The 23,273-nt window shown below is 69.8% G+C and carries 22 protein-coding genes; 5 read left to right on the forward strand and 17 right to left on the reverse strand.

From position 1 onward, the window contains the following. Window positions 1-107: 107 nt before the first annotated feature. Both VGU65_RS03030 and cydB read left to right on the forward strand, forming a co-directional pair. Window positions 108-1,508: a cytochrome ubiquinol oxidase subunit I gene (locus VGU65_RS03030; protein ID WP_327472748.1), complete on the forward strand. Its 1,401-nt coding sequence runs from the start codon at window positions 108-110 to the stop codon at window positions 1,506-1,508. Between the two features lies 1 nt (window position 1,509). Then, the gene (gene cydB / locus VGU65_RS03035; protein ID WP_327472750.1) at window positions 1,510-2,520 is read left to right on the forward strand and encodes a cytochrome d ubiquinol oxidase subunit II; all 1,011 of its coding nucleotides are present in this window, start codon (window positions 1,510-1,512) and stop codon (window positions 2,518-2,520) included. Between the two features lie 55 nt (window positions 2,521-2,575). Here cydB and pepQ read toward each other — a convergent pair whose 3' ends face one another. The 8 genes from pepQ to rph form a co-directional block, all read right to left on the reverse strand. Next, complete coding sequence (gene pepQ / locus VGU65_RS03040) at window positions 2,576-3,898, reverse strand: Xaa-Pro dipeptidase (protein WP_327472752.1); 1,323 nt, start codon at window positions 3,896-3,898, stop codon at window positions 2,576-2,578. 98 nt (window positions 3,899-3,996) lie between these two features. After that, window positions 3,997-4,341, reverse strand: a complete 345-nt coding sequence (locus VGU65_RS03045) for a PilZ domain-containing protein (protein WP_327472754.1) — start codon at window positions 4,339-4,341, stop codon at window positions 3,997-3,999. Beyond that, window positions 4,341-6,452, reverse strand: coding sequence for a DUF1631 family protein (locus tag VGU65_RS03050; RefSeq protein ID WP_327472756.1), 2,112 nt, complete (start codon window positions 6,450-6,452; stop codon window positions 4,341-4,343). The genes VGU65_RS03045 and VGU65_RS03050 overlap by 1 nt, the downstream gene beginning before the upstream one ends. Window positions 6,453-6,521: 69 nt before the next feature. Next, window positions 6,522-6,869 (reverse strand): PilZ domain-containing protein, encoded by a 348-nt coding sequence (locus VGU65_RS03055; RefSeq protein WP_327472758.1) that lies wholly within the window; start codon window positions 6,867-6,869, stop codon window positions 6,522-6,524. Next, a complete protein-coding gene (locus VGU65_RS03060; protein WP_327472759.1) occupies window positions 6,866-9,187 on the reverse strand; it encodes a DUF1631 family protein in 2,322 nt (773 codons plus the stop codon). The genes VGU65_RS03055 and VGU65_RS03060 overlap by 4 nt, the downstream gene beginning before the upstream one ends. 25 nt (window positions 9,188-9,212) lie before the next feature. Continuing rightward, entirely contained in the window at window positions 9,213-10,376 is a 1,164-nt protein-coding gene (gene hemW / locus VGU65_RS03065) for a radical SAM family heme chaperone HemW (protein WP_327472760.1), read from the reverse strand. A 7-nt stretch (window positions 10,377-10,383) separates the two neighbouring features. Further along, window positions 10,384-10,974 (reverse strand): RdgB/HAM1 family non-canonical purine NTP pyrophosphatase, encoded by a 591-nt coding sequence (gene rdgB / locus VGU65_RS03070; protein WP_327472761.1) that lies wholly within the window; start codon window positions 10,972-10,974, stop codon window positions 10,384-10,386. A 2-nt stretch (window positions 10,975-10,976) separates the two neighbouring features. Further along, a complete protein-coding gene (gene rph, locus VGU65_RS03075; protein WP_327472762.1) occupies window positions 10,977-11,699 on the reverse strand; it encodes a ribonuclease PH in 723 nt (240 codons plus the stop codon). A 79-nt stretch (window positions 11,700-11,778) separates the two neighbouring features. Here rph and VGU65_RS03080 point away from each other — a divergent pair, with 79 nt between their 5' ends. Further along, complete coding sequence (locus VGU65_RS03080) at window positions 11,779-12,642, forward strand: YicC/YloC family endoribonuclease (RefSeq protein WP_327472764.1); 864 nt, start codon at window positions 11,779-11,781, stop codon at window positions 12,640-12,642. Between the two features lie 337 nt (window positions 12,643-12,979). Here the strand turns inward: VGU65_RS03080 and VGU65_RS03085 are convergent, their stop codons facing one another. The 8 genes from VGU65_RS03085 to VGU65_RS03120 are packed head-to-tail and all read right to left on the reverse strand — an operon-like array spanning window position 12,980 to window position 20,252. After that, window positions 12,980-13,552 (reverse strand): lipocalin family protein, encoded by a 573-nt coding sequence (locus VGU65_RS03085; protein WP_327472766.1) that lies wholly within the window; start codon window positions 13,550-13,552, stop codon window positions 12,980-12,982. Between the two features lie 11 nt (window positions 13,553-13,563). Further along, window positions 13,564-14,646 carry an SAM-dependent methyltransferase gene (locus VGU65_RS03090; protein WP_327472768.1) on the reverse strand — a complete coding sequence of 361 codons (1,083 nt, stop codon included), beginning with the start codon at window positions 14,644-14,646 and terminating at the stop codon, window positions 13,564-13,566. Continuing rightward, window positions 14,643-15,434: a DUF1295 domain-containing protein gene (locus tag VGU65_RS03095; protein WP_327472770.1), complete on the reverse strand. Its 792-nt coding sequence runs from the start codon at window positions 15,432-15,434 to the stop codon at window positions 14,643-14,645. The genes VGU65_RS03090 and VGU65_RS03095 overlap by 4 nt, the downstream gene beginning before the upstream one ends. Continuing rightward, window positions 15,431-15,964: a DUF2878 domain-containing protein gene (locus VGU65_RS03100; protein ID WP_327472772.1), complete on the reverse strand. Its 534-nt coding sequence runs from the start codon at window positions 15,962-15,964 to the stop codon at window positions 15,431-15,433. The genes VGU65_RS03095 and VGU65_RS03100 overlap by 4 nt, the downstream gene beginning before the upstream one ends. Next, window positions 15,961-17,235, reverse strand: a complete 1,275-nt coding sequence (locus VGU65_RS03105) for a class I SAM-dependent methyltransferase (protein ID WP_327472774.1) — start codon at window positions 17,233-17,235, stop codon at window positions 15,961-15,963. The genes VGU65_RS03100 and VGU65_RS03105 overlap by 4 nt, the downstream gene beginning before the upstream one ends. After that, window positions 17,232-18,008, reverse strand: coding sequence for a DUF1365 domain-containing protein (locus VGU65_RS03110; RefSeq protein ID WP_327472775.1), 777 nt, complete (start codon window positions 18,006-18,008; stop codon window positions 17,232-17,234). The genes VGU65_RS03105 and VGU65_RS03110 overlap by 4 nt, the downstream gene beginning before the upstream one ends. Continuing rightward, window positions 18,005-19,297: an NAD(P)/FAD-dependent oxidoreductase gene (locus VGU65_RS03115; protein WP_327472776.1), complete on the reverse strand. Its 1,293-nt coding sequence runs from the start codon at window positions 19,295-19,297 to the stop codon at window positions 18,005-18,007. Before VGU65_RS03115 ends, VGU65_RS03110 begins: the two co-directional genes overlap by 4 nt. 1 nt (window position 19,298) lies before the next feature. Beyond that, window positions 19,299-20,252 (reverse strand): acyl-CoA desaturase, encoded by a 954-nt coding sequence (locus VGU65_RS03120; protein ID WP_327472777.1) that lies wholly within the window; start codon window positions 20,250-20,252, stop codon window positions 19,299-19,301. Window positions 20,253-20,400: 148 nt separating this feature from the next. Between VGU65_RS03120 and VGU65_RS03125 the strand changes: the two genes are divergently transcribed. Then, on the forward strand, window positions 20,401-21,030 hold the full coding sequence (locus VGU65_RS03125; protein WP_327472778.1) for a sigma-70 family RNA polymerase sigma factor: 630 nt from the start codon (window positions 20,401-20,403) through the stop codon (window positions 21,028-21,030). Further along, window positions 21,027-21,701, forward strand: coding sequence for a ChrR family anti-sigma-E factor (locus VGU65_RS03130; protein WP_327472779.1), 675 nt, complete (start codon window positions 21,027-21,029; stop codon window positions 21,699-21,701). The genes VGU65_RS03125 and VGU65_RS03130 overlap by 4 nt, the downstream gene beginning before the upstream one ends. Window positions 21,702-21,720: 19 nt before the next feature. Here VGU65_RS03130 and VGU65_RS03135 read toward each other — a convergent pair whose 3' ends face one another. After that, window positions 21,721-23,139 carry a cryptochrome/photolyase family protein gene (locus VGU65_RS03135; protein ID WP_327472780.1) on the reverse strand — a complete coding sequence of 473 codons (1,419 nt, stop codon included), beginning with the start codon at window positions 23,137-23,139 and terminating at the stop codon, window positions 21,721-21,723. Window positions 23,140-23,273 lie beyond the last annotated feature (134 nt).

Genomic DNA, 23,273 nt, shown 5'->3' on the forward strand with positions numbered 1-23,273 from the left:
ACTAGAGGTTCGGCAGCGGGATGACGGCGCGGCACGATGCCGCGCTGTCGCAGCCGTCACGCCCAACGCGCCTATAGTCGCCGACGCCCTTCCCAGCGGAGTGATGCATGACTGCGGAGTTCCTGTCCCGCCTGCAGTTCGCGTGGGTGATGTCCTTCCACATCCTGTTTCCCGCCTTCACCATCGGGACCGCGGCGTGGCTCGCTTTCATCGAGGGCGTGTGGCTGGTCAGGCGCACCGACCTGTGGCGCGACCTGTACTTCTTCTGGCTGAAGATCTTCGCGGTCGCCTTCGGCATGGGCGTGGTGTCCGGCATCGTGATGAGCTTCCAGTTCGGCACCAACTGGGCCGGTTTCTCGATCGTGGCCGGCAACGTGGTGGGGCCGCTGCTCAACTACGAGGTGCTGACTGCGTTCTTCCTGGAGGCCACCTTCCTGGGCGTGATGCTGTTCGGCTGGAAGAAGGTCAGCGATCGCATGCACTTCCTGGCCACCTGCATGGTCTCGCTGGGCACGCTGTTGTCCTCCTTCTGGATCATGTCGGCCAACAGCTGGATGCAGACGCCGGCGGGCTACGTCATCCGCGGCGGCGTGTTCGAGCCGGCCGACTGGTGGCGGGTGATCTTCAATCCCTCGTTCCTGGTGCGCCTGCCGCACATGGTGCTGGCGGCGTTCATATCCACCGCGATGGTGATCGGCGGTGTATCGGCCATCTATCTGTTGAAGGGCCGCTTCGTCGACCGCGCGGGGGCGATGCTCAAGCTGGCGCTCGCCTTCCTCGCCGTCGTGATCCCCATCCAGATCGTGATCGGCGACATGGCGGGCCTGAAGGTACGCGAGTACCAGCCGGCCAAGCTCGCCGCGATCGAGGCGCGCTGGACCACCGAGCGCAGCGTGCCGCTGACCTTGTTCGCCTGGCCGGACGAGCAGGCGGAGGCCAACCGCTATGCGGTCGAGCTGCCGCACCTGGGCAGCCTGATCCTCACCCATTCCTGGGACGGCGAGGTCAGGGGCCTGAAGGATTTCCCGCGCGACGAGCGGCCGCCGGTGGCGATCCCTTTCTACTCGTTCCGCGTGATGGTCGGACTGGGCGTCCTGATGCTGGCGCTGGCGCTGGTCGGCCTGTGGCGCTGGAGGCGCGGCACGCTGTTCTCCGGCCGCGGCTACCTCATTGCCTGGGTGGCCATGATCCCCTCCGGCTTCATCGCCCTGCTGACCGGCTGGTGGGTGGCCGAGGTGGGGCGTCAACCCTGGGTGGTACAGGGGCTGATGCGCACCACGCAGGCGGCGAGCACGCTGCCGGTGGGCAGCGTGCTCGCTTCGCTGCTCACCTTCGTGGTGGTCTATATCGGCATCTTCGGCGCGGGCCTGTGGTACCTGTTCAAGCTGTTCCGCGACGGCCCCCTGCCGGCACCGCAGCGCGAAGCGCCGGCCACGCCGGTGCACGGCAGCCACCACCGCACGCCGGCGCGGCCGCTGTCGGCGCCTGACGACCCGATGGGAGACTGACGTGGACTGGGCAACCGTGCTTCCCGTGGTCTGGTACTTCATCATCGGCTTCGCGGTGATGATGTACGTGTTGCTGGACGGCTTCGTGCTGGGCCTGGGGATACTGCTGCCGTTCGCCGACGATGAGCACCAGCGCGATCACATGATGAACACCGCCGCACCGATCTGGGACGGCAACGAGACCTGGCTCGTGCTCGGCGGCGCCGGGCTGATGGCGACCTTCCCGAAGGCCTATGCCGCGGTGCTGTCGGCGCTGTACCTGCCGATCCTGGTGATGCTGATCGCGCTGATCTTTCGCGGCGTGGCGTTCGAGTTCCGCTTCAAGGCGCACACCTCGCGCTGGCTGTGGGGCGTGGCTTTCAGCGTGGGCTCGCTGCTCACCGCCTTCGCACAGGGCCTGATCCTGGGCGCGCTGGTCGAGGGCATGCCGTTGACCGGCGGCAAGTACGTGCACGGCGCATTCGGCTGGTTCAGCCCGTTCGCGGTGATGACCGGCGTCGCGGTGGTGTTCGGCTATGCGCTGCTGGGAGCGGCCTGGCTGATCCTCAAGACCCAAGGGCGGCTGCAGCGCATCGCCTTCGATCTCACCCGCCCGCTGATGCTGGCGGTGATCGCCTTCATGCTGATGGTCAGCGCCTGGCTGCCGTTCCTGGACTCGAAGCTGATGGAGCGCTGGTTCACCGGAGCCCACCTGCTCTACCTCTCGCCGGTGCCGATCCTGACCGCGCTCAATGCGGTACTGCTGTGGCGCGCGGTACTGAAGAACCGCGAAGTGCAGCCGTTCGTGCTCGCGCTGTGCTTCTTCGCGCTGGGCTTCATCGGCCTGGTGGTGGGCATGTGGCCGAACATCGTGCCGCCGGACATGACCATCTGGGAGGCCGCCTCGCCGCCTTCCTCGCAAGGTTTCGTGCTGGTCGGTGCGGCTGTGCTTATCCCGGCGGTGCTGGCCTACACGGTCTATTCGTACCGCGTGTTCCGCGGCAAGGTGCTGGCCGGCGAGGGCTATCACTAGCTCTTGGCTGTCTCGCACTCCCCCGGCGTTGTCCGAGGGAGAGTGAGTAGAAACCTCAGGCCAGCTGTGCGAAGGCGTCGCGGGTGAGATTCTCCGGCGCACCATCGGTGCAGGCCACATCGTCCTCGATGCGAATGCCGCCGTAGGGGCGGAAGGCATCGACGCGCGCCCAGTCGACGTCCTTCGCTGCCGGGTTGGCCCGAAGCTCGTCCAGCAGCATGTCGATGAAATACAGGCCCGGCTCGATGGTGACCACCATGCCCGGCTCCAGCACGCGGGTCATGCGCAGGTAGGGGTGGCCTTCGGGACGGGCGATGATGCCGCCGCGCTCGCTCTGCTGGAAGCCGGCCACGTCGTGCACCTGCACGCCGATGGGGTGGCCCAGGCCGTGCGGGAAGAACGCGGAGGTCACGCCGCTGGCGACGGCATCCTCGGCGTTCATGCGGATGAAACCGTGCTCGCGCAGCACGTCGGCGAGCACGTGGTGGGCGTGGATGTGCAGCTCCGGGTAGCTCTGGCCGGCGCGCACCATGTCAGCGAAGCCGCGCTGGGCGGCATCGACGCTGTCGATCAGCGCCTGGAACTCGCTTTCGCCGGCGCCCGCGTAGGTGCGGGTGATGTCGCTGGCGTAACCGGCGCAGCTGGCGCCCGCGTCGATAAGGAGCGAACGATGCGCCGTCGGCGGTTGGCGGTCGAAGTTCGTGTAGTGCAACACCGCGCCGTGCTCGTTGAGGCCCACGATGCTGGCGTAGGGGAGTTCCGCGTCGATCTGACGCGCGGCTGCGAGGTAGGCCAGATGTATGCCGAACTCGCTGTGCCCGCCGCGAAAGGCCCGCTCGGCGGCGCGGTGCGCGCGGGCGCCGACGCGGCTGGCCTCGCGCATCAGCGCCAGTTCGTAGGATGTCTTGTAGGAGCGGTGCCAGTGCAGATAGTCCAGCACCGCCTGCGGGTTGTTCGCCTCGACACCCTCGATGGACGGGCAGGCCGAGCCGATCACCGCATTGCGGCCGCCTTTGGGAAGTGCCGCGATCGCCTCGGCGGCACTGCGCACGATCTGGATGTCGAACTGGTCGACCCAGTAGCCGCTGGGTGCGGCCGGCACCACGTGCCAGTAGTCGCGCGGCTGCACGAACAGCAGGGTGGGCTTGGCGCCCGGCGCGTAGACGATCCAGCTGCCCGGCGCGTCGGTCAGCGGAAGCCAGTGGCGGAAGTGCGGGTTGGCGACGAAGGGGAAGTCCTGGTCGTCGAGAAACTTGTTGAGCGGTGCGCCTGCGGCGATCAGCAGCCGGTCGAAGCCGTCCAGGGCGAGCGCCTCGTCGGTGCGCTTGCGCACGGTAGCCAGGTGTCGGGCGTAGAGCGGGGCGAGCTGGGCGGTCATGCGGCTTCCTTCATTGGGCGGCAGGCGCGGGCGCCTGCCGGTGGGGAGTCCTTCATGATCGCGCGGCGACGGGCGCAGGGCTACCCGCGTGGGCCGCTTCAGCCGTGCGTGTCCAGCCAGCGCTGCAACTGGGCCGTTGCCTCCTCGCCGATCGCGATGATGCGGTATCCGGCCCAGACCTGGCCGGGCGTGGCGGCCTCTTCGTGCCATTGCTCCTGTACGCCCACCTCGATCGTCGGTGGCGGCACGCCCAGGCCGGGCAGCGGCAGGTGCAGCTGGTAGATCGCCTCGCTGCGCGGTGCCTCGTGGCCGATCAGCAACATGCCGCTGGCCGACAGGTTGCCCAGCTGGCCCATGCTCCGGCCGCTGATCGCATCGATCACTTCGGCGGCGATGTTGACCGGCTTGCGCTGGGCGCGGCGGCTTTCCTGCGGGTCGGGCATCACGAACGGACTCCGGGTATCGGGACGGGCTGGCGCAGGCTGTCGGCCAGCGTGCGCCAGGCGCGGTCCAGGTCACTCTCGTTAACGGCCGGAATCTCGCGGACTTTACCGGTGGCTATCGCCTGGGCCAGTTCGGCCAGGCCGATCTCCTCGATGCGCTGGCCCTGGCGGGTGACCAGCAGCCCACGCGCCGCGCGGGCGGAATACCAGGCCAACTTGCGGCGCACCCGCCGCCCGTCGGATTCGGTGAACTCGAACCACGCGCCGGCGTGCTGGCCAAGGCGCTGGTGCAGGCGCAAGGCCTCTGCCGGGAACACGGCCGGAGCGGCCGACGCCGTTTCGATGGGCCCGCCGGGCGCGCCGCGCTGCCTGAGGCGCATGGCCGGATCCGTTACGCCCGGCTCATCGGCATCGTGCAGCACCGCGCCAGCACCGATCAAACGCTGCGCGACGTGGGTTGCCTCTTCGCCGTGCATGCCGATCTGCTGCAGCCCGGCCTCGACCTCCGCCTGCAGGGTGCCCAGGTTGCCGGGCGGCAGGCGGCCGAGCAGTTGGTCGGTGATCACCAGGCGGCGCGCGAAGGTTTCGCTCTGTTCGCCATGGCGCAGCAGGGTGAGCGCCAGCACGTCCGACCAGGCGTGTTCGAGCAGGGCGCGCAGGGCGGCGCCGGGTGGCGCCTTGGCGATCAGCCCGGCGAGCAGTTCGCTGGCCCGCTGGCGCGCCTGTTCCAGTCGTTCGCGGCCCTGCATGGCCTCGACGTGGCGGCGCTCGGCGGCCTGTGCCTTGCGCTGCCATTGCGCCAGCAGGCGTTCCAGTTCGGTGCCGAGTTCCGAGTACAGGTTTGGCGTGGGCTGCTCGCGCTCGAGGCGCTCGAGCAGGGGCTCGAGCGCGGCCAGCTGACCGACGTCGCCCTCGTCCAGCCAGTCGCGGGCGGCGGCGAGCAACTGGTCCAGCAGCAGGCGCGCAGGATGTTCGCGGCGGTCGAAGAAGCCTTCGTCGGCGACCGCGGCGCGCAGGAGCGGCAGTTGCGTGCGGTCGAGCAACGCATGCGCCACCGCCGGCGGCAGCGGCCGCTGCAGGATGTCGAACAGGCGCACGACCAACACCAGCGCGTCGTCGGCCTGCGGCCCGGGCAGGATCGGCACGGCGTCGATGGGCCGCCCGGCGTTGAGCTGGTCCACCAGCCTTTCGCGCAGGCGCTGGGCATGCCGAAGCACGCCCGGATCCGCGTGGCGGGAGGTTTGCAGGGTGGCCAGCGCGGCCTGCAGTTCCTCCGCGCCGGCGAAGCGGGCATGCGCGTCCACCGGGCGCGGCCCGCGCTGGCGCGCCAGCAGTTCGCGCAGGTCGGTGCCTGACGGCGCGGCCTCGGGAGCTGGCGACGCCGGCAGTGGACGCTGGCGTCGTGGCTGCCGCGGCGTACGCGGCAGCGGGAAGGGCCGCAGCCGCGGCAGGATGCCGGCAGCCGCGAGGTGGTTGTTGACCACTTCGTGCAATGGCGTCAAGCCCTGGATCAGCTTGCCCTCCACCGCCTGCAACAACAGCAGGTGATGCTCGGCCGGCAGCCCCAGCGCCGTGCTGGAATCGCGGAAGGCCTTGACCATCGCCTGTGGCCCCAGCGGCATCGCCTCGCCCTCCAGCGGCGGGATGCCGACGAGCACCGCCAGCCGGTAGCCCAGCTCCACCAGCAGCGGGCCGCCGCGTGCGGCGCTGCGGGCGACCAGCTGGTCCAGTGCGGCGGTCATCTCGTGTTCGAGCGGATCGAGCAGGCTCAGGGTCAGGCGCGCGGCGGGCGCCTTGGCGGCTGCCGGGGCGCCCATCCGCATCAGGCCCTGATCGATACAGTCGATGAAGCGTTCCTCGAAGGCCTGGCGATCCTGCACCAGGCGTTGCCGCGTGGCCTGATAGCGTTGCTGGTCCAGGTGGTTGCGTGCGCGGGCCGATTGCTCGTGCAGCGCGCGATCGAAATCGGCCAGGCATTGTCGCAGCGGCCCGGGCAACCAGTCGCGGCAGAGCCGTCGGGTTTCGTCGATCAGCCGGCGAGTCTTGGCCGGCCAGTTTGCCGGTGGGGCGTCCGTGATCGAGCGATGCCGCCCCGGTTGTTCGACATCCATGGGAAGCCTTGCCAATCCGCGATGCCGGGAAGTCTATGCCGATGACGCAGGCGCGTCACGGTGGACGGTTCAGGCGCGCTGCAGCCACTGCACGAGGGTGAGCGCATCCTGCGGTGCGATCGCGATGATGCGGTAGCCGACCCAGACCTGGTCGGCGTTGGCCGCCTGGTGCCACTGTTCCTGCAGGCCCAGTTCGATGGCCGTGGTGCCTCCAGGTCCGCCAGCCAGCGGCAGGCGGACCTGGAATACCGCTTCGCTGCGCGGGCGGTCCGGGCCGACCAGCAGGACGCCGCTGGCGGAGAGATTGCAGAGGTGGCCCAGCGGCCGCGCGTTGATCGCGTCGGTGACCAGCGGCGAGGCGGCCGCGCGCTTGCGTGGCGCGCGGCGTTGTTCCAGCGAGATGACCTGGGCGGTCATGCGCGCGCTGGCGGACGCAGCAGGCTGCCCGTCAGGGCGCGCCAGGCTCGGTCGAACAAGCCATCCTTCGGCTCAGCCCGCTCGCGCACATGGCCGGCGGCGATCGCTGCCGCCAGCTCGCGCAGGTTCATCTCCGCCACGCGCTGGCCGCGCCGGTTGACGAACAGGGTGTTGCCGGTCAGCGGCGAGAACCAGGCGAGCTTGCGTCGCGAGGTGGCGCCGGTTTGCGGGTCGACGAATTCGAACCAGCTGCCGAAGGGCAGTTGCCGCAGGCGGTTGTGGATGCGCGCCTCCTGCGGACCGAGCGGCGGTTCGGGCGCTGGCGGGGCTGCGGCCGGCTGCGGCTCCTGTCCGCGCTGCTCGCCCAGCCGCTGGCGCTGCTTCAGGCGCAGGGCCAGGTCGGTGGCGCTGGGGGGTTCGGCGGCGAGCGCGTAGGCGGCCAGCGCGGGCATGTCCGCGCTGGCACTGGCGGGCGCAGCGTCCGGGGCGGGCTCGGGCGCTCGCACCGGGCCTGGCTCGCCGCCGATCAGCCGCTGCGCCACCTGCTCGGCCTCCTCGGCCTGCATGCCGATCTGCTGCAGGTGGTCTTCCACGGCCAGACGCAGGCCAGGCGGATCGTCCACCGGCAGGCGGCCGAGCAGCTGGTCGGTCAGGCGCAGCCGTTCGGCGAACGCCTCGCTTTCCTCGCCGTGGCGCAACAGCGCCAGCGCCAGCACGTCCGACCAGGCGCGGTCGAGCAGGGCGCGCAGCAGGCCGCGCGGCGTGGTTTCGGCGAAGCGCGCCGCCAGCACTTCGGTGGCCCGTTGGCGTGCCTGGTGCAGGCGCTCGCGGCCCTGCATCGCTTCCACCTGGCGCCGCTCGGTGACCTGCGCCTTGCGGCTGAGCTGGGCCAGGTGGTGGCGAATGTCCGCCAGCAGGCTGGTATACAGACCGGCGCTGGGCGGCTCGCGCTGCGCACGGGCGACCAGGCGGTTCAATTGCGAGGCCAGGTCCGGGTCGATGTCGGCGCCGTCGCCCCAATCGTTGCTGGCCTCGGCCAGCGTGCCCAGCAGGTGGCGTGCGGGATGCTCGGCCTGCTCGAAGAAGGCGCGGTCAGCCATCGCCATGCGCAGGATCGGCACCTGCAATTCGCCGAATACGGCGCCGGCGCTCGGCCCGTGCTGGAGCTGCTGGCCGAGCTGCTCGAACAGGCGGGCGACCAGTTCCACCGTATCGTCCTGCTCCGGGGTGAGTGCGGTGCGCGGGGCACCCGCAGGCTTGCCGACGTTCAGCTGGGCCAGCAGTTCCTCGCGAAGACGCTGCGCGCTGCGCAACTCGCGGCTGGCGCGGCCGGTGACCTGGACCAGGTGTCGCTGCAGTGCGCCCAGTGCGATTTCCAGCTCGGCTGGCGACGCGGCCGGCCCGCTGGCGGCGTGCACCTCGCCCGAGCGCTGGCGCGCCAGCAGATCGCGTAGTGTTTCCAGCACCGCGATCGGCTCGTGGCTGGCGATGGGCGATGCGGCAGCCGTCTCGGCGGCCGGCGCGGGGGCCTTGATCGAGGGAGGTGCGGGTGGCGCGTGGGCTGGCCGCGCACCGGCGAAGGCGCGCAGGTGGGGCAGGATGCCGCCAGCCAGCAGGTGGGCATTGATCGCCTCGTACAGCGGGGCCAGTACGGGCGTCAGTTTGCGCTCGAGCGCCTGCACCAGCAGCAGCTGGTGCTCAGATGGTATTTCCAGCGACGGCAGTGCGCGGCGCACGGCCGCGGCCAGATTCTGCGGCGAAGCCGGCAAGGCGTCGCCCTCCAGCGGCGGCGCGCCGACCAGCACGGCCATGCGGTAGGAAAGTTCGGCCAGCACAGGGCCGGTGTGCGCTTCACCGCGGGAGGTCAGCTGCTCCAGCGCTGCGTTGAGTTCGTGCTCCTCGCGGCCCAGCAGGCTCAGCGAAGGGGCAGGCGCAAAGGGATCTGCCGCTTCACGCTCGTCGCCCAGCCGCGCGAAGCTCTCGGCGATGTGGTCGGAGACCTTCCGCAGGAAGCTTGCCCGCTGCAGCCGGACCATCGCGCGACTGTCGAAGCAGCGCTGCTGATCGAGGTGGCTGCGGGAGCGCTCTGCCTGCTGGTAGAGGGCCTGGTCCAGTGCGTCCAGTGCATCCAGCACCGCCGGTTCGAGGCGTTTGCTGCACAGCCCGCGCAGGTCGGCCACCAGGCGCTGGACGCGCATGGGCAAGGAGTGCAAGGTGGTCCGGTCGTCCGATCCGGGCCTGGCCGCCTGGTACTGCCTTTGCTCGACATCCATGACGCAGTTCTCGGATTTTTGACGATCGGTAGTGTAGGCGGCCATGGACCGGTCCGCCATAGGCCGATCTTCAGTCCAGGAACAGCCCGATCAGGTCATTGAGAAACCGCTGGCCCAGCGGGGTCGGCTGCAGCCGGTCCGGGTCCGGTCGCAGCCAGTCTCGAGCGCAGGCCTGGGCGAGGGCGGGCGCGATGCGCTCCGGCGGCAGGCCGGTCCGCTCGGCAAAGGCCGCCAGCGGCACGCCGTCGTGCAGGCGCAGCGCATTGAGCATGTATTCGAACGGCAGGTCGGCCGGCGCCACCGGGCCTTCACCGCCGATGCGCGCGGTGCCGCCGGCCGCCTCCAGGTAGCTGCGCGGGTGGCGGCTCTTCCAGCGTCGGCGCACGGTGCCGCCTGCCGCATCGGTGAGCTTGCCGTGGGCGCCGGCGCCGATGCCCAGGTAGTCCCCGAATTCCCAGTAATTGAGGTTGTGCCGGCAGCGTCGCTGCGGCCGGGCGTAGGCGGAGATCTCGTACTGGCCGTAGCCGGCCTCGGCCAGGCGGGCCTCGCAGGCCTCCTGCATCGCCCAGGCATGGTCGTCGTCCGGCAGCGGCGGCGGGTTGGCGGCGAAGGCGGTGTTGGGCTCCAGGGTGAGCTGGTAGTGCGAGATATGGGTGGGGGCGAGCGCGATGGCGCGCTCCACGTCGGCCAGGGCGCCTGCGAGCGTCTGCTGTGGCAGCGCGTACATCAGGTCGAGGTTGAGGTTGGCATAGCCGGCGTCCTGCGCCGATTTCACCGCCGCCTCGGCCTCGGCGGCCGAGTGGATGCGCCCCAGCCGCTTGAGCTTGTCGTCCTCGAAGCTCTGGATGCCGAAGGAAAGCCGGTTGACGCCTGCGGCGAGATAGCCGTCGAAACGGCCGTGCTCGACCGTGCCCGGGTTGGTTTCCAGCGTGATTTCGCAGTCCTCGGCGAACGGCAGCCGCATGCGGGCGCCCTCGAGGAAGCGCGCGACGTGTTCGGGTGCGAACAGGCTGGGCGTGCCGCCGCCGAAGAACACGCTGACGATCGGCCGAGCGTGCGCCGCGCCGCCGAAATCGGCCAGGTCGGCGTCGAGATCGGCCAGCAGCGTGTCGATGTACGTGGCATAGGGCGGCTCCCCCCGCAGGCCGTGCGAGTTGAAGTCGCAGTAGGGGCACTTCTTCACGCACCAGGGCATGTGCACGTACAGCGCCAGCGGTGGTGCGATCAACGACATGGTGGCGCTAGGACTCGAGCTGGGTGTGCAGTCGCGCCAGCGCCTGGCCGCGGTGGCTGAGGCGGTTCTTGAGCTCGGGATCGAGCTCGGCCGCCGACAGCGACTGGCCATCGGGCAGGAACAACGGGTCGTAGCCGAAGCCGCCATCGCCACGCTCGGCCGCCAGCACGCGGCCGTGCCAGCGGCCTTCGGCGATCAGTGGCGCCGGGTCGTCGGCATGACGCAGCAGCACCAGTACGCAGATGAAGAAGGCGCCCCGCTTCTCGGCGGGCACGCCTTCGAGCGCGCGCAGCAGCTTGGCGCGATTGGCCGCGGCGTCGCCGTGGGCGCCCGCGTAGCGCGCCGAATAGAGGCCCGGCGCGCCGTCGAGCTGCTCCACGCACAGGCCCGAGTCGTCGGCCAGCGCCGGCAGGCGAGCGATCCGCGCGGCGTGGCGGGCCTTGAGCAGCGCGTTCTCCACGAACGTGGTGCCGGTCTCCTCGATGTCGAGCACACCCAGGCTGCCCTGGGTCACCACTTCGAAGCCGCTGTCGGCAAGCAGATGCTCGAACTCGGCGAGCTTGCCGCGGTTGCCGCTGGCCAATACCAGGCGCCGCATGCTCAGCCCTCCGCCAGCGCCGCACGCTGCGCGGCGACCAGTTCGGCGATGCCCTTCTCCGCCAGCACCAGCATGGCGTCCATCTCGATACGGCGGAACGCATGACCTTCGGCGGTGCCCTGCACCTCGATGAAGCCGCCGCCGTCGTTCATCACCACGTTCATGTCGGTGTCGCAGGCCGAATCCTCGGCGTAGTCCAGGTCCAGCACCGGCTCGCCCTGGTAGATGCCCACCGACACGGCCGCGACCGCGCCGATGATCGGGCTGCGCTTCAGGTTCTCGCGCTTCATCAGGAAGTGCACCGCGTCGACCAGCGCCACGTAGGCGCCGGTGATCGCCGCGGTGCGGGTGCCGCCGTCGGCCTGGATCACGTCGCAGTCCAGCGTGATGACGCGCTCGCCCAGCGCCTGGCGGTTGATGCAGGCGCGCAGCGAGCGGCCGATCAACCGCTGGATCTCCAGCGTGCGGCCGCCCTGCGCGCCGCGCGCGGCCTCGCGCTGGGTGCGCGTGCCGGTGGCGCGCGGCAGCATGCCGTACTCGGCGGTGACCCAGCCCTCACCCTTGCCGCGCAGCCACGGCGGCACGCGGTCCTCGATGCTGGCGGTGCACAGTACGCGGGTGTCGCCGAAGCTCACCAGCACCGAGCCCTCGGCATGGCGGGTGTAGTGACGCTGTAGCGTCACCGGGCGAAGCTGGTCGCTGGCGCGGCCGCTCGGTCGGGTCATGGCGGTTCTCGGTTGGGCAAGGCGGGGCGCGAGAGTTTACCATTGCGGCCTTTGCCGCCCGACCGCCGAGGCTCCACGCATGATCCGCAGCATGACGGCCTACGCCAGCGCCGAAACCCAGGGCCCCGCCGGCACGCTCGGCTGCGAGTTGCGCACGGTCAACCACCGGTACCTGGAACTGAGCCCACGCCTGCCCGAGGAGCTGCGCGGCTTCGAGTCGGCGCTGCGTGAACGCATCGCCGCGCGCCTCTCGCGCGGCAAGGTGGACCTGACCGTGCGCCTGCGCGGCACCGAGACGCGCGGCGAGGCGCTGGAGATCGACGAAGTGACGCTCGCACGCCTGGCGAGCCTGAACCGGGACCTCGCTGGCCGCTTTCCGGGCATGCAGGTGCAACTCACCGAACTGCTGCGCTTTCCCGGCGTGCTGCGCCAGGCCGACTCCGATCCGGAGGCGCAGCAGGCCGCCTTGTTCGACGTGCTGGAGCGCGCGCTCGATGCGCTCACGGCAACTCGCGAGCGCGAAGGCGCCCAGCTCGCGGCCATTCTGCGCGACAAGCTGGACGCCATCGAGCGCATCGTCGGGCAGGTGCGCGGCTGGATGCCCGAGATCCGCGCTGCGCTGCGCACGCGCCTGGAAGCACGGCTGGCCGACCTCAAACAGCCGGCCGATCCCGGGCGGCTGGAACAGGAACTGGTGCTGCAGGTCACCCGCAGCGACGTCGACGAGGAGCTCGACCGGCTGACCACACACGTTGCGGAAACACGCCGCGTGCTGGGCTTGAAGGAACCCGTCGGCCGCCGCCTGGACTTCCTGATGCAGGAGTTCAATCGCGAAGCCAACACGCTCGGCTCCAAATCGGTCGATTCGCGCAGCACGAATGCGGCGGTGGAGCTGAAGGTGCTGATCGAGCAGATGCGCGAGCAGGTACAGAACATCGAGTGAGGCCCCGCGTTTTTCGCGGACCAAAACGACCAATGCCGAGGACCATCGTTCCCTGACGATGGAGGCAACGGCCATCCGCGGGACGATGAGGAATACCGAAAGTGCGAGCGGCACCTGTCGCGATCCGCAGTTGCGCGCACTGGCGGTGAAAAAACGGGCTGGCGAGGCTTGCCAGCCAGTGCCAGCCCGAACCACTGCAACGCATGGCGAAGGCCTGACCGGCCGCGACGATCAAGCTTGGCCAGCGGCCGGAAATCTTGCCGCGGGCGGGGCCGCCCCCCATCGGACAGCCAGGCGACCACCGACATCGCCCACGCCAGCAAGGCGACCAGATATTTCAAGGGCAAGCCCGGGCAAAGGACTGGCTGCCGGCCCCTGTTTCGGGCCAACGTTGCGGCGCCTTGGTGATCCTGGCCACGTCGTAGCCCATCGTCGCTGCGTGATCGAGCATCGCCTGGTAGTCCGCTTCGTCGACCTGCGGCGTGCGCGCCATGTACCAGAGGTAGTCGCGTGCATCGCGCACGACCAGCACCTGGCTGTAGTCCGGCTTCAGCCAGCCGACCAGGTACTGCGCGCTCAGGAATGCGAACAGGTGCACGCGCCATTGCCCGTTGCCCGTGCCGGGCACCACGCTGGCGCTGGAATGAAGCAGTTTCACCGGCGCGTCGAACTCCTCTGGCCGCATGCGGAACCACGTGCAGATCGTGCCGTCCGGATCGAGGCTGTAGGTTTCCACCGGATTGTGTCCGCCGCGCTCGTAGCGGGTCGGAATGGACGCGATCACGTACCAGCGCCCCATGAAGCGTGACAGGTCAGGTACCGGCACCGGTGGGATCGGCGCTCGGGCCCTGGCGCAACCGGCGGCGAGCAGCATGGCCAGGCACAGCGAAACGAAACGGCCCGTGGTCATGGCAGGCTCCTTCAGGCGCCACGCGCGAAGCGGTAATGGGCGACCAGCCATTCGCGGCCGCCGGCATGGCCGAACAGTTCCGCGCAGGCCATCCAGAACATCCGCCAGCGCTGGAACCACAGCCGCGCGTGCGGGCCATAGGCGGTCGTCAGTTCGGCAAGGACCGCCTCGCGCGCGGCGTCCTGGCGCGCCAGCCATTGATCGGCGGTGCGCTGGTAATGGCGGCCGTCGACCAGCCAGCGCTGCTCGATCGCCAGGTCGCGCTGGAACCACAAGAGCGTATCGGCCGCGGGCATCAACCCGCCGGTGAAGAAGTGCCGCCCCAGCCAGTTGTCCTGGCCCTGCGTTTCGAACGGGTACATGAGCGTGCGGTGCGCGAATACGTGCACGAACAGCTTTCCGCCGGGGCGCAGCCAGTGCGCGATGCGCCCGAGCAGCGTGTCGTAGTTGCGCATGTGCTCGAACATCTCGACCGAGACGCAGCGGTCGAAACGACTGGCTTCGAGCGCGAGCGTGTTGGCGTCGGCGGTCATCACGCGCACGTTGGCCAGGCCGCGGGCGCGGCATTGAGCTTCGATGTGCCGGCGCTGGCCGTTCGAGTTGGAGACGGCCAGAATGTTGGCGCGCGGGTAATGCTCGGCCATCCACAGCGTGAGCGAGCCCCAGCCGCAGCCGAGCTCGAGGATGTCCTGGCCATCGGCCAGTTCCGCCCGCTCGCCGTACAGCGCGAGCATCGCCTCCTCGGCCTCGGCCAAGGTCTCGTCGCCGCGCGGGTAATAGCAGCACGAGTACTTCAGGCGCGGCCCCAGGCAATGTTCGAAGAACGCGGCCGGCAGCTCGTAGTGCTGGGCGTTGGCCGTGTCGGTGTGCAGCGCGACCGGGCTCTGGCGCAGTGTCTCGAGGCGGCGGGCGTAGCGCCCGGCAATCTGCTCCGGTCCGCCGGCGCGTTCCTCGGCCAGCCGCTGCGCGCAGAGCCGGCGGATGCCCAGGCGCAACAGCGCGTCGGGGAGCAGGCCGCGTTCGGCCAGACCGAGCAGCCCGGGGGCGGGTCGGTCGGCCGACAGCTCGGCGGAATCCAGCGTGATGGTCGTCATGGACCACTCCTCGTAGGTTGCCTGGGGAACCAGGGGAAGAACATGGGCGTGCTTCGTTGATAGGCGAGGTAGTCCTCGCCCCGGTTGCGCAGGGCCTGGGCCTCGGTCCAGGGGATGCCGCTCAGCCAGCGCAGGAAGGCGAACATCAATACCGGGCCGAGCCAGGCCAGCCATGCGTGTGGCGCGCCGCGGGCAAGCGCCACATAGGCGAACCAGTGCAGCCACTCGAAGAAGTAGTTGGGATGGCGCGAATAGCGCCATAGGCCATCGCGGCAGGTTCTCCCGAGGTTCGCCGGGTCGGCGCGAAAGAGCGCCAGTTGCGCGTCGGCGAGCGCCTCACCGCCGACCCCGAGCAGCCAGATCAGCACGCCGCCCAGCAGCCAGCCCGGCCGCGTGTCCGGGTTCCCGGCCACGGCGAGGAACGGTAGCGCGAACAGGACGACCAGCGCTGCCTGCGCCTGGAAGAACAGCCACCAGCGCAGCGCTCCGTCGCCCCAGTGCGCCCGCAGTTGCCGATAGCGGCCGTCCTCGTCCCCGCCGCGCACGCGACGCCACAGGTGCCAGGCCAGGCGCGCGCCCCACGCGCCGCCGAGCACGGCCAGGCATAGCCGCGGAACCGCCGCGCCGCGGCCCAGTGCGGCAAGCAGCAAGGCGCTGCAGGCCAGCCCCGCTGACCACAGCACGTCCACGATGCCGGCATTGCGCCTGCGCTGCTGCCACCACCAGCCGGCGGCCATCAGTATTGCTGCAAGCAGCCACGCGAGCAGCAGGGCCAGCCACGGGCTCATGCGTGGGCCTGCCGGGGCAGCTGCAGCAGCCAGTGCCGCGCCAGCGACGTGAGTACCGGCGTGGCCACCGCCCAGCCCAGCGCCAGCGCCAGCAGCGGACGCCACGCTGGCGTCGCCAGTGCCAGGGCATGCCAGCCGCGCGCCGCGCCAAGGTAGGCCAGTGGCCCGCCGATCGCGCCCAGCGAGGCGGCCAGCCACGGCCGCGCGTGCAGGTAGCGGAACAGCGGCACGATGGTCAGGGCGAAGGCCACCCACAGTGCCAGCAGCCACGCCGGTGCCGTCGCGCCGGGCCAGGGCGCGGCGTAGCGCAGCAAACCGCTGCCGGTCCAGAGCGCTTCCAGTGCGAAGCCGAGAACCAGCGCCGTTGTGGCCAGGCGCAGATCCACCGGGCGCGTGCGCGAGGTGGCGAGGCGCCACGCGGCGAATAGCGCAACCGCGAGCACGCCGGGCCAGGCATGGCCGCGACCGGCCCCTTCGACCGCCGCCAGCCAGGCCAGCTCGTAGGCGGCCAGAGTGATCCAGGGAGTCACGCAGCCACCGCGCCGCGCCAGCCGGGCTTGGCCAGCAGCAGGTGCGCCACGCCGATCGAGCGCTCGCGGAAACCGCCTTCGCAATAGGCCAGGTAAAAGGTCCACATCCGGATGAAGCGCTCGTCGAAGCCTTGCGCACGAACGGCCGGCAATCGAGCAATGAAGCGCTCGCGCCAGGCTTCCAAAGTTCGCGCGTAGGAGTCGCCGAAATCGCGCAGCGCGACCAGGCCCAGGTCGCTGGCGCGCGTCTTGGCTGCAAGCAGCGCGTGGATCGACGGGATGAAGCTGCCCGGAAAGACGTGACGCTTGATGAAGTCCACCGAAGCCAGCGCCTGGGCGTAGCGGTGGTCCTCGATGGTGATCGCCTGCACCAGCGCGAGCCCCTCCGGCTTGAGCAGCCGGCCCAGCTGCCCGAAGTAGGCTTCCAGGTACGGTGCGCCCACCGCCTCGACCATCTCGATGGAGACGAGCTTGTCGTACTGGCCGCGCAGCTCGCGGTAGTCGGCAAGCTGCACGTCGATGCGATCGTCCAGGCCCGCCGCCGCCACGCGTGCCTTGGCCAGCGTGTACTGCTCGCGCGAGATGGTGGCGGTGGTGACGTGGCAGCCGTGGTGTCGCGCCGCGTGCAGTGCGAAGCCGCCCCAGCCGGTGCCGATCTCGATCACGCGGTCGCCGGGTTGCAGCGCCAGCTGCCGGCAGATCGCCTCGAGCTTGCGGGTCGAGGCCGCCTCCAGCGTGTCGGCAGGACCGTCCCACAGCGCCGAGGAGTACATCAGATCGTCGGACAGGAACAGGCTGAAAAAGTCGTTGCCCAGGTCGTAGTGCGCGGCGATGTTGCGCCGGCTGCCGCCACGGGTGTTGCGGCGCAGCGCGTGCCACGCGCGCATCGCGGCGCTCCCCAGGCGCGCCAGGCCGGTTTCCATGCCATCGAGCAGGTCGCGGTTGCGCACCAGCAGGCGCACCAGCAGCACCAGCGCGTCCGCCTCGTCCAGGCCTGTGGCACGGCAGCGCCATAGTCCCGCCATGAATGCCTCCCCTGCGCCGACGCTGCCCCGCCGGGCCAGTGCGCGGTAGAAGCCCGGGTCGAGCACCTCCATGTCGATCGTGGGCAGCGGGCCCCCGGCCGGACCCAGCTCGGTCGTCCCCAGCGCGTCATGAACGCGCAGGCGGCCGTGGCGAAGGCCGGCCAGGCGGGCGAGCAGGCGATTGCGCAGCAGGCGGTCGAGGGCGCCCGGGAAGGGAACCGATGTGTCGCGCGGGACAGCACTCATGGTGTACCTCGGGAAGCGGCAGGATGGTCGTGGACGGGGTTGCGCTTGAGCCACAGGCGCAGTGCTTGCCAGTGGATCGCGCCGATCACCTGGGCGGTCATCAGCGGGTAGCGCCACAGCACCCGCGCCAGCGTGGCGCCGGTCAGCGGAAGCCGCCGCAGCGCCAGCGAGGCATCGAACTCGCGTTTGTCCCCGCGCAGCACATCCATGTGCACCAGCAGGTCATCGCCGGGCGTGGTGAAGCGCCAATCGTAGTTGCGCGCCAACGCCATGAACGGCGAGACGTGGAAGGTCTTGGGGAACGACCAGGCAAGCACGCGGCCGCGCCGCTGCGCGCTGACCACCGGCAGCACGTAGGCGTGGCGCTCCTTCCATGGCGTGTTGGTGATCTCGGCCAGGATGGACTCGAGCGTTTGGCCGTCGGCTGCGAAGCAGTAGTAGAAGCTGACGGGATTGAACGCGTAGCCGGCGTAGCGCAGGTGGGTGAGCAGGCGGATCGGCCCGGACGGCCGCTGGCCGGTTGCCTCGGCGACACGTGCGCGTACCGCGTCGGCCAGTGGCAATGCCGCAGGCGCGAGGTAGTCGCCGCGGTGGAACTGGGCCAGATTGCGCCGGCCCACCGACCACAGCCAGCGCCCGGCGAACACGCGGTCGAGCTCGTCCAGGTCCAGGTAGAGCTGGGCCATGCGGTACCGGAAAGCATGCGCATGCGGCACCAGCCGGCGGTGGCGCACGGTTCCCTCGTATACGGCGCTGGCGAGCGGCGCGCTCATGCGGCGTAGCCGGCGACCAGCCGCAGCGGCTGGCGTGTGGTGCCTCGCTGCCAGTCGATGCCGAAGGCGGCCGCCACCTCGACCGCGCTGCGCAGGCCGTCCTCGTGGAAGCCCCAGCCCCAGTAGGCACCCGCGAACCAGGTTCGGTTCACACCCTGGATCTCGGCTTTGCGCCGCTGTGCGACCACCGCGTCGCGCGTGTACACCGGATGGTGGTACTGCAATTGGCGCAGCACCCGTGCCGGGTCGATCGCATGCGTGCGGTTGAGCGTGACCACCAGCGGCTCGGGGGAATCGATGCCCTGCAGCAGATTCATGCAATAGCTGACCGTGCAGGGCGCTTCCGGCGCACGTGGCACGAATGCGTTCCAGGCGGCCCACGCCTTGGGATGGCGCGGCAGCAGCCGGCGGTCGGTGTGCAGCACCACCTCGTTGGCCTGGTAGGGCATCGCGCCCAGGATAGCGCGCTCGCGCGCGCTGGCGTCGGCGAGCAGCGCGAGCGCCTGGTCGCTGTGGCAGGCCAGCACGACCTGGTCGAAGCGTTCGCTGCCGGCCATACTGTGTACGCTCACGCCCAGCGCGTCGCGGACGATGGAAAAGACCGGGCAGGCCAGCCGCTCCTGCACGCGCCAGCGACGGCGCAGGGCCTCGACGTAGCTGGCCGAGCCGCCGCTGACCACGCGCCATTGCGGCCGGTCGGCCACCTGCAGCATCTGGTGGTTGGCCATGAACTGCACCAGGTAGCGCGCCGGGAAGGCAAGGATCTGCCCTGGGGGCGAGGACCACAGCGCCGAGGCCATCGGCACCAGGTGTTCGTCGCGGAAAGCGGCACAGTAACCGTGCGCCTCGAGGTATTCGCCCAGGGTGAGGTCGTCACCGCGCGCATCGAGCAACGCCGGCGCCTCCCGGTAGAAACGCATGATGTCGCGCACCATCCCCAGGAAGCGCGGCGAAAACAGGTTGCGCCGCTGACAAAAAAGGGCGTCGAGCGTGGCGGCGTTGTATTCGCGCCCGCTCGCCTCGTGTTGCACCGAGAAGCTCATCGTGGACGGCTGTGACGCGACGCCCAGCTCGCCTAACAGCATCGTCAGGAGCGGGTAGTGCCGCGGGTTATGAACGATGAAGCCGGTGTCCACGGCATAGCGCTGCCCGCGCAACTGCACCTCGTGCGTGTGGGTGTGTCCGCCAAGGTAGGCGTTGGCCTCGAACAGCACCACCTCGTGGTGGCGGGACAGCAGCCAGGCCGAGCCCAACCCCGCGATGCCCGAGCCGATCACTGCGATGCGCACGTCAGCGCTCCGCCCGCGCCAGCACCCGTGCGGGCACCGGCCTGAGGTCGTGGACCAGCCCCAGCAGCGCCATCAGCTTCAGGCCGTACCAGGTAAGGTCGATTTCCCACCAGCGGAAACCCTGCCGCGCGCTGCCGGGGAAGAAGTGGTGGTTGTTGTGCCAGCCCTCGCCGAAGGTCAGCAGCGCAAGCCACAGGTTGTTGCGGCTCTGGTCCCGTGTGGGGAACCGGCGCGAGCCGAAGCGGTGGGCGAGCGAATTGATCGTCACCGTGGCGTGGAACAGCACGACGGTGGAGACAAAGAAGCCCCACGCCACCATCTGCATGCCGCTGGTGTGCAGTTGCGGCGCGGAGTGCCCGAGCCATGCGCCGAAGCCGTAGAGCGCCAGCACCAGCACCGCCGGTACCAGCGTGTCGAAGCGGTCCAGCAGCCTCAACTCGGGGAAGCGCGCCAGATCCGGCACCCGCTTCAGGTCGGTGGCGAACGCGCGTGGGGTGAGGAACCAGCCCATATGGCTCCACAGGAAACCGCGCACGCTGGGCGAATGCGGATCGAGCGCCGTGTCCGCATGGCGGTGGTGGTGCCGATGATGGGCCGACCACCAGAGCGGCCCACGCTGCACGCAGGCCGCGCCGATCAGGGCGAAGGCGAACTGCACGCCGCGCGACGTGCGGAAGGTGCGATGCGAGAAGTAGCGGTGATAAAACCCGGTGAGCGCGAACATGCGCACGGCGTACAGTGCGCTGGCGGTAAGCAGGGCCGTCAGCGAGACGCCGGTCCAGATCGTGGCAAGGCAACCGAGGTGGATCAGCGCGAACGGCACCGCGCGCAACCAGTCGATACGGTCCGCCGTCGACTCTTCCGCCGGCGCGGGTGCACCGGCGTCGAACCATAGGCGCAGGCTGGCGCCGAGCCGACTCGGCTGGCGGGCGGCAGTAAGGGAACGGGTCGGCATGAAGGTGATCCAGGGGTGGCTCTGACGTCATTACGTGTCGAGCCCGCAAACGGATGCACCGTCGGCACGTCGTTGCCATGCATCCAACCGGGCTGCTCGCGCGTAATCGTGTCGAGTGGCCGTATGGGGCCACGGGAATTGGCTTACGATGAAACCTGAATCCACCGGCGGAACCTATTCGCCTTTCGAGGCGATACGCATCGTGTCGACTTCCAAGCTTCCAGCGAACGATGGACACGACTGGTCGACCGAGATGGTCGCGGTCGCGCAGCGACGCGACCGCGCAAGCTTCATGCGCATCTATGACCACTTCATGCCGCGCGTGTGCCTCTATCTGAGGGGCATGGGCTCGACCGCGGCGATCGCCGAGGAACTGGCGCAGGAGACCCTGCTCAGGTTGTGGCAACGGGCGGCCTCCTACGATCCCTCGCTCAGCCGCGTATCGACCTGGCTGTTCCGCATCGCCCGCAACCTGCATATCGACAAGGTGCGCAAGGAAAGCGGCTGGATGCTGGTGCAGGATGCGCTGGAAGCCGAGGAGGCCGACCACGACGGGCGCGCCGCATCCTCGGCCGAGGCCTACGTCGAGCACACCCGGATCAAGGCCTGCATCGACAGGCTTCCCGCCACCCAGGCCCGGCTCGTCCGCATGTCCTACTTCGAAGCCAAATCCCACCACGAGATCGCCCAGGAGCTAGGTATGCCGCTGGGCACAGTCAAATCCAGCCTGCGCCGGGCCTTCCTGAAGTTGCAGGCCGACGTGCGAGGTGCGGCATGACTCCCGCGCACCATCTGGATCCGGCCACTGTGATGGCCTATGCCGCCGGCGCCCTGTCCGAAGCGATGGCGGTGGTGGTCGCGGCCCACCTGACGGGTTGCGACCACTGCCGTGCGCAGGTGCGAGATGCCGAACGGATCGGTGGCGTGCTGGTCGAACAGCAACAGCCGGACGAAGTCGGTGCCGGGCGCCGGGAGCAGCTGCGGGCGGAGATGATCGAGCGGCTGGACCAGAGCCCCGTGTTCCCCGCGCAGGCAGCGCAGGCGCCAGCTCCCACCGTGTCGGACCCGGACCCGTTGCCCGCGCCGCTGCATCCATATTTCGGACGTTCCTTCGGCACGCTCAAGTGGCGCTGGATGGCGCCGGGCGTGCATTGCATCCGCAGCCCGGTCGCCGGTGGCGGCCAGCTCTTCATGCTCAGGATCGCACCGGGCAAGAGCATGCCGCTGCACGGCCACGGCCGCAGCGAACTGACCCAGGTCCTGCGCGGCGCCTATAACGACGTGCTGGGCCATTTCGGCCCGGGCGACGTCGCCGACCTGGACAGCGAGGTGATGCACCAGCCGGTGACTGCCGTCGGCTCGCCATGCATCTGCGTTGCGGCATTGGATGCGCCGTTGCGTTTCCCCGGCTGGTTCGCGCGCAGGCTGCAGCCGCTGGTCGGTTTGTAATGGCGCTTCTGGCGTTGCGTCAGGTCCGCGCGATTCCCTTCCAGGCGGCGAGCGCCGCCTCGCGCGAGGTTGCGAGGTCGACCATCGGTGCCGGATAGCCGCGGGTTGCCAGTGCGGACGGGTCATGCCACGGTTCGTGCAGCAGTCGCGCAGGCAGGTCGGCCAGTTCCGGTAGCCAGCGCTTCAGGTACGTCGCCTGCGGATCGAATCGGGCCGCCTGGGCGCTGGGATTGAACACGCGGAAGAACGGCGCTGCATCGGCTCCGCAGCCGGCGGTCCACTGCCAGCCGAGCGTGTTGTTTGCCAGGTCCGCGTCCACGAGCGTATCCCAGAACCAGCGTGCGCCGTGGAGCCAGTGCTGGCGCAGGTTCTTGGTGAGGAAGCTGGCGACCACCATGCGCACCCGGTTGTGCATCCAGCCCGTGTGCCACAGCTCGCGCATGCCGGCGTCGACCAGCGGCACGCCGGTGCGGCCTTGCTGCCAGAGTGCGAGGGCGGCCGGATCCTCGCGCCAGTCGAATCGGTCGAAGCGCCGATCGAACGGCGCCTCGGGGGTGTGCGGGAAGTGGTAGAGCAGGTGATGCGCGAACTCGCGCCAACCGAGTTCGCGCAGGTACGGCTCCAGGCCTGGCGCATCCCGGTCTGCGCCCGTTGTGGCGGCGCGCCGGTGCAATGCGTCGTGGATCTGCCGGGGCGTGATCTCTCCGAAGTGCAGGTGCGGCGACAACCTCGAGGTACCGTGGCGCGCAGGCAGGTCGCGGCCGTGCGCATAATCGGCCAGCGCGTCATCGACGAACAATTCCAGTTGCTCCAGCGCGCCGGGTTCGCCGGGACGCCACGCCTCCGCCAGGCCGGTGGCCCAGGGAAGGGTCGGCAGCAGGCCCAGTTCCTCCAGCGGCACGCTGCCGGGAAGCGAAACCCATGCACGCGCGCGTGCTGCGGGCAGGGGCGCCTCCGGCAGCAGTTGTTGCCGCAGCTTGCGCCAGTATGGGGTGAATACCCGATAGGGCGAGTTCTGTGCCGTGGCCACTTGCCAGGGCTCGCGCCACAGGTTGCCGGGATGGCTTTCCACCGCCAGGCCTTCGGCGCGAAGTGCGGCCTTCATTCGGCTGTCTTGCGCGATGGCCGCAGGCTCATAGCGGCGGCTCCAGTAGATCGTGCCCGCACCGCATACGGTGGCCAGCCGGCGCAGCGTGGTCAGGGTGTCGCCCCTGGCCACATAAAGCTGTCCGCCCTGAGCGTCGAGCCCACCCTGCAGTGCCTGGAGGCTGTGGTGCAGCCACCAGCGGCTGGCCGCGCCCGGGGCCCACCGCGTGTCCTCTGCCGGGTTGTGCACGTACACCGGCAGCACTTCTGCGTGTGCCGCGCAGGCGGCCACGAGCGCGGGCTGGTCGGCCAAGCGCAGGTCCCGTCGAAAAAGTACCAGGGCAGTGCTCATGCGAGGTGGTCGGCAGCCGGTAGCCAGCTTATACGTTGCCGCACGACATTCGGATTCCGCAGGGGCTCGCCGATATACCGCGCCCGGAGCGGCATTCGCCGGGCAGGACGAACGGGGGAGTGCCGCGCATTGGC

The organism is Frateuria sp. (genome assembly GCF_035943815.1).
Taxonomy (GTDB): Bacteria; Pseudomonadota; Gammaproteobacteria; order Xanthomonadales; family Rhodanobacteraceae; genus Frateuria_A.

Bases quoted from the DNA above. Each gene is read 5' to 3' on its own strand.
- VGU65_RS03030 (WP_327472748.1), top strand. From the start codon at position 108: ATGACTGCGGAGTTCCTGTCCCGCCTGCAGTTCGCGTGGGTGATGTCC.
- pepQ (WP_327472752.1), bottom strand. From the start codon at position 3,898: ATGACCGCCCAGCTCGCCCCGCTCTACGCCCGACACCTGGCTACCGTG.
- VGU65_RS03045 (WP_327472754.1), bottom strand. From the start codon at position 4,341: ATGCCCGACCCGCAGGAAAGCCGCCGCGCCCAGCGCAAGCCGGTCAAC.
- VGU65_RS03050 (WP_327472756.1), bottom strand. From the start codon at position 6,452: ATGGATGTCGAACAACCGGGGCGGCATCGCTCGATCACGGACGCCCCA.
- VGU65_RS03055 (WP_327472758.1), bottom strand. From the start codon at position 6,869: ATGACCGCCCAGGTCATCTCGCTGGAACAACGCCGCGCGCCACGCAAG.
- VGU65_RS03060 (WP_327472759.1), bottom strand. From the start codon at position 9,187: ATGGCCGCCTACACTACCGATCGTCAAAAATCCGAGAACTGCGTCATG.
- hemW (WP_327472760.1), bottom strand. From the start codon at position 10,376: ATGTCGTTGATCGCACCACCGCTGGCGCTGTACGTGCACATGCCCTGG.
- rdgB (WP_327472761.1), bottom strand. From the start codon at position 10,974: ATGCGGCGCCTGGTATTGGCCAGCGGCAACCGCGGCAAGCTCGCCGAG.
- rph (WP_327472762.1), bottom strand. From the start codon at position 11,699: ATGACCCGACCGAGCGGCCGCGCCAGCGACCAGCTTCGCCCGGTGACG.
- VGU65_RS03080 (WP_327472764.1), top strand. From the start codon at position 11,779: ATGATCCGCAGCATGACGGCCTACGCCAGCGCCGAAACCCAGGGCCCC.
- VGU65_RS03085 (WP_327472766.1), bottom strand. From the start codon at position 13,552: ATGACCACGGGCCGTTTCGTTTCGCTGTGCCTGGCCATGCTGCTCGCC.
- VGU65_RS03090 (WP_327472768.1), bottom strand. From the start codon at position 14,646: ATGACGACCATCACGCTGGATTCCGCCGAGCTGTCGGCCGACCGACCC.
- VGU65_RS03095 (WP_327472770.1), bottom strand. From the start codon at position 15,434: ATGAGCCCGTGGCTGGCCCTGCTGCTCGCGTGGCTGCTTGCAGCAATA.
- VGU65_RS03105 (WP_327472774.1), bottom strand. From the start codon at position 17,235: ATGAGTGCTGTCCCGCGCGACACATCGGTTCCCTTCCCGGGCGCCCTC.
- VGU65_RS03110 (WP_327472775.1), bottom strand. From the start codon at position 18,008: ATGAGCGCGCCGCTCGCCAGCGCCGTATACGAGGGAACCGTGCGCCAC.
- VGU65_RS03120 (WP_327472777.1), bottom strand. From the start codon at position 20,252: ATGCCGACCCGTTCCCTTACTGCCGCCCGCCAGCCGAGTCGGCTCGGC.
- VGU65_RS03125 (WP_327472778.1), top strand. From the start codon at position 20,401: ATGAAACCTGAATCCACCGGCGGAACCTATTCGCCTTTCGAGGCGATA.
- VGU65_RS03130 (WP_327472779.1), top strand. From the start codon at position 21,027: ATGACTCCCGCGCACCATCTGGATCCGGCCACTGTGATGGCCTATGCC.
- VGU65_RS03135 (WP_327472780.1), bottom strand. From the start codon at position 23,139: ATGAGCACTGCCCTGGTACTTTTTCGACGGGACCTGCGCTTGGCCGAC.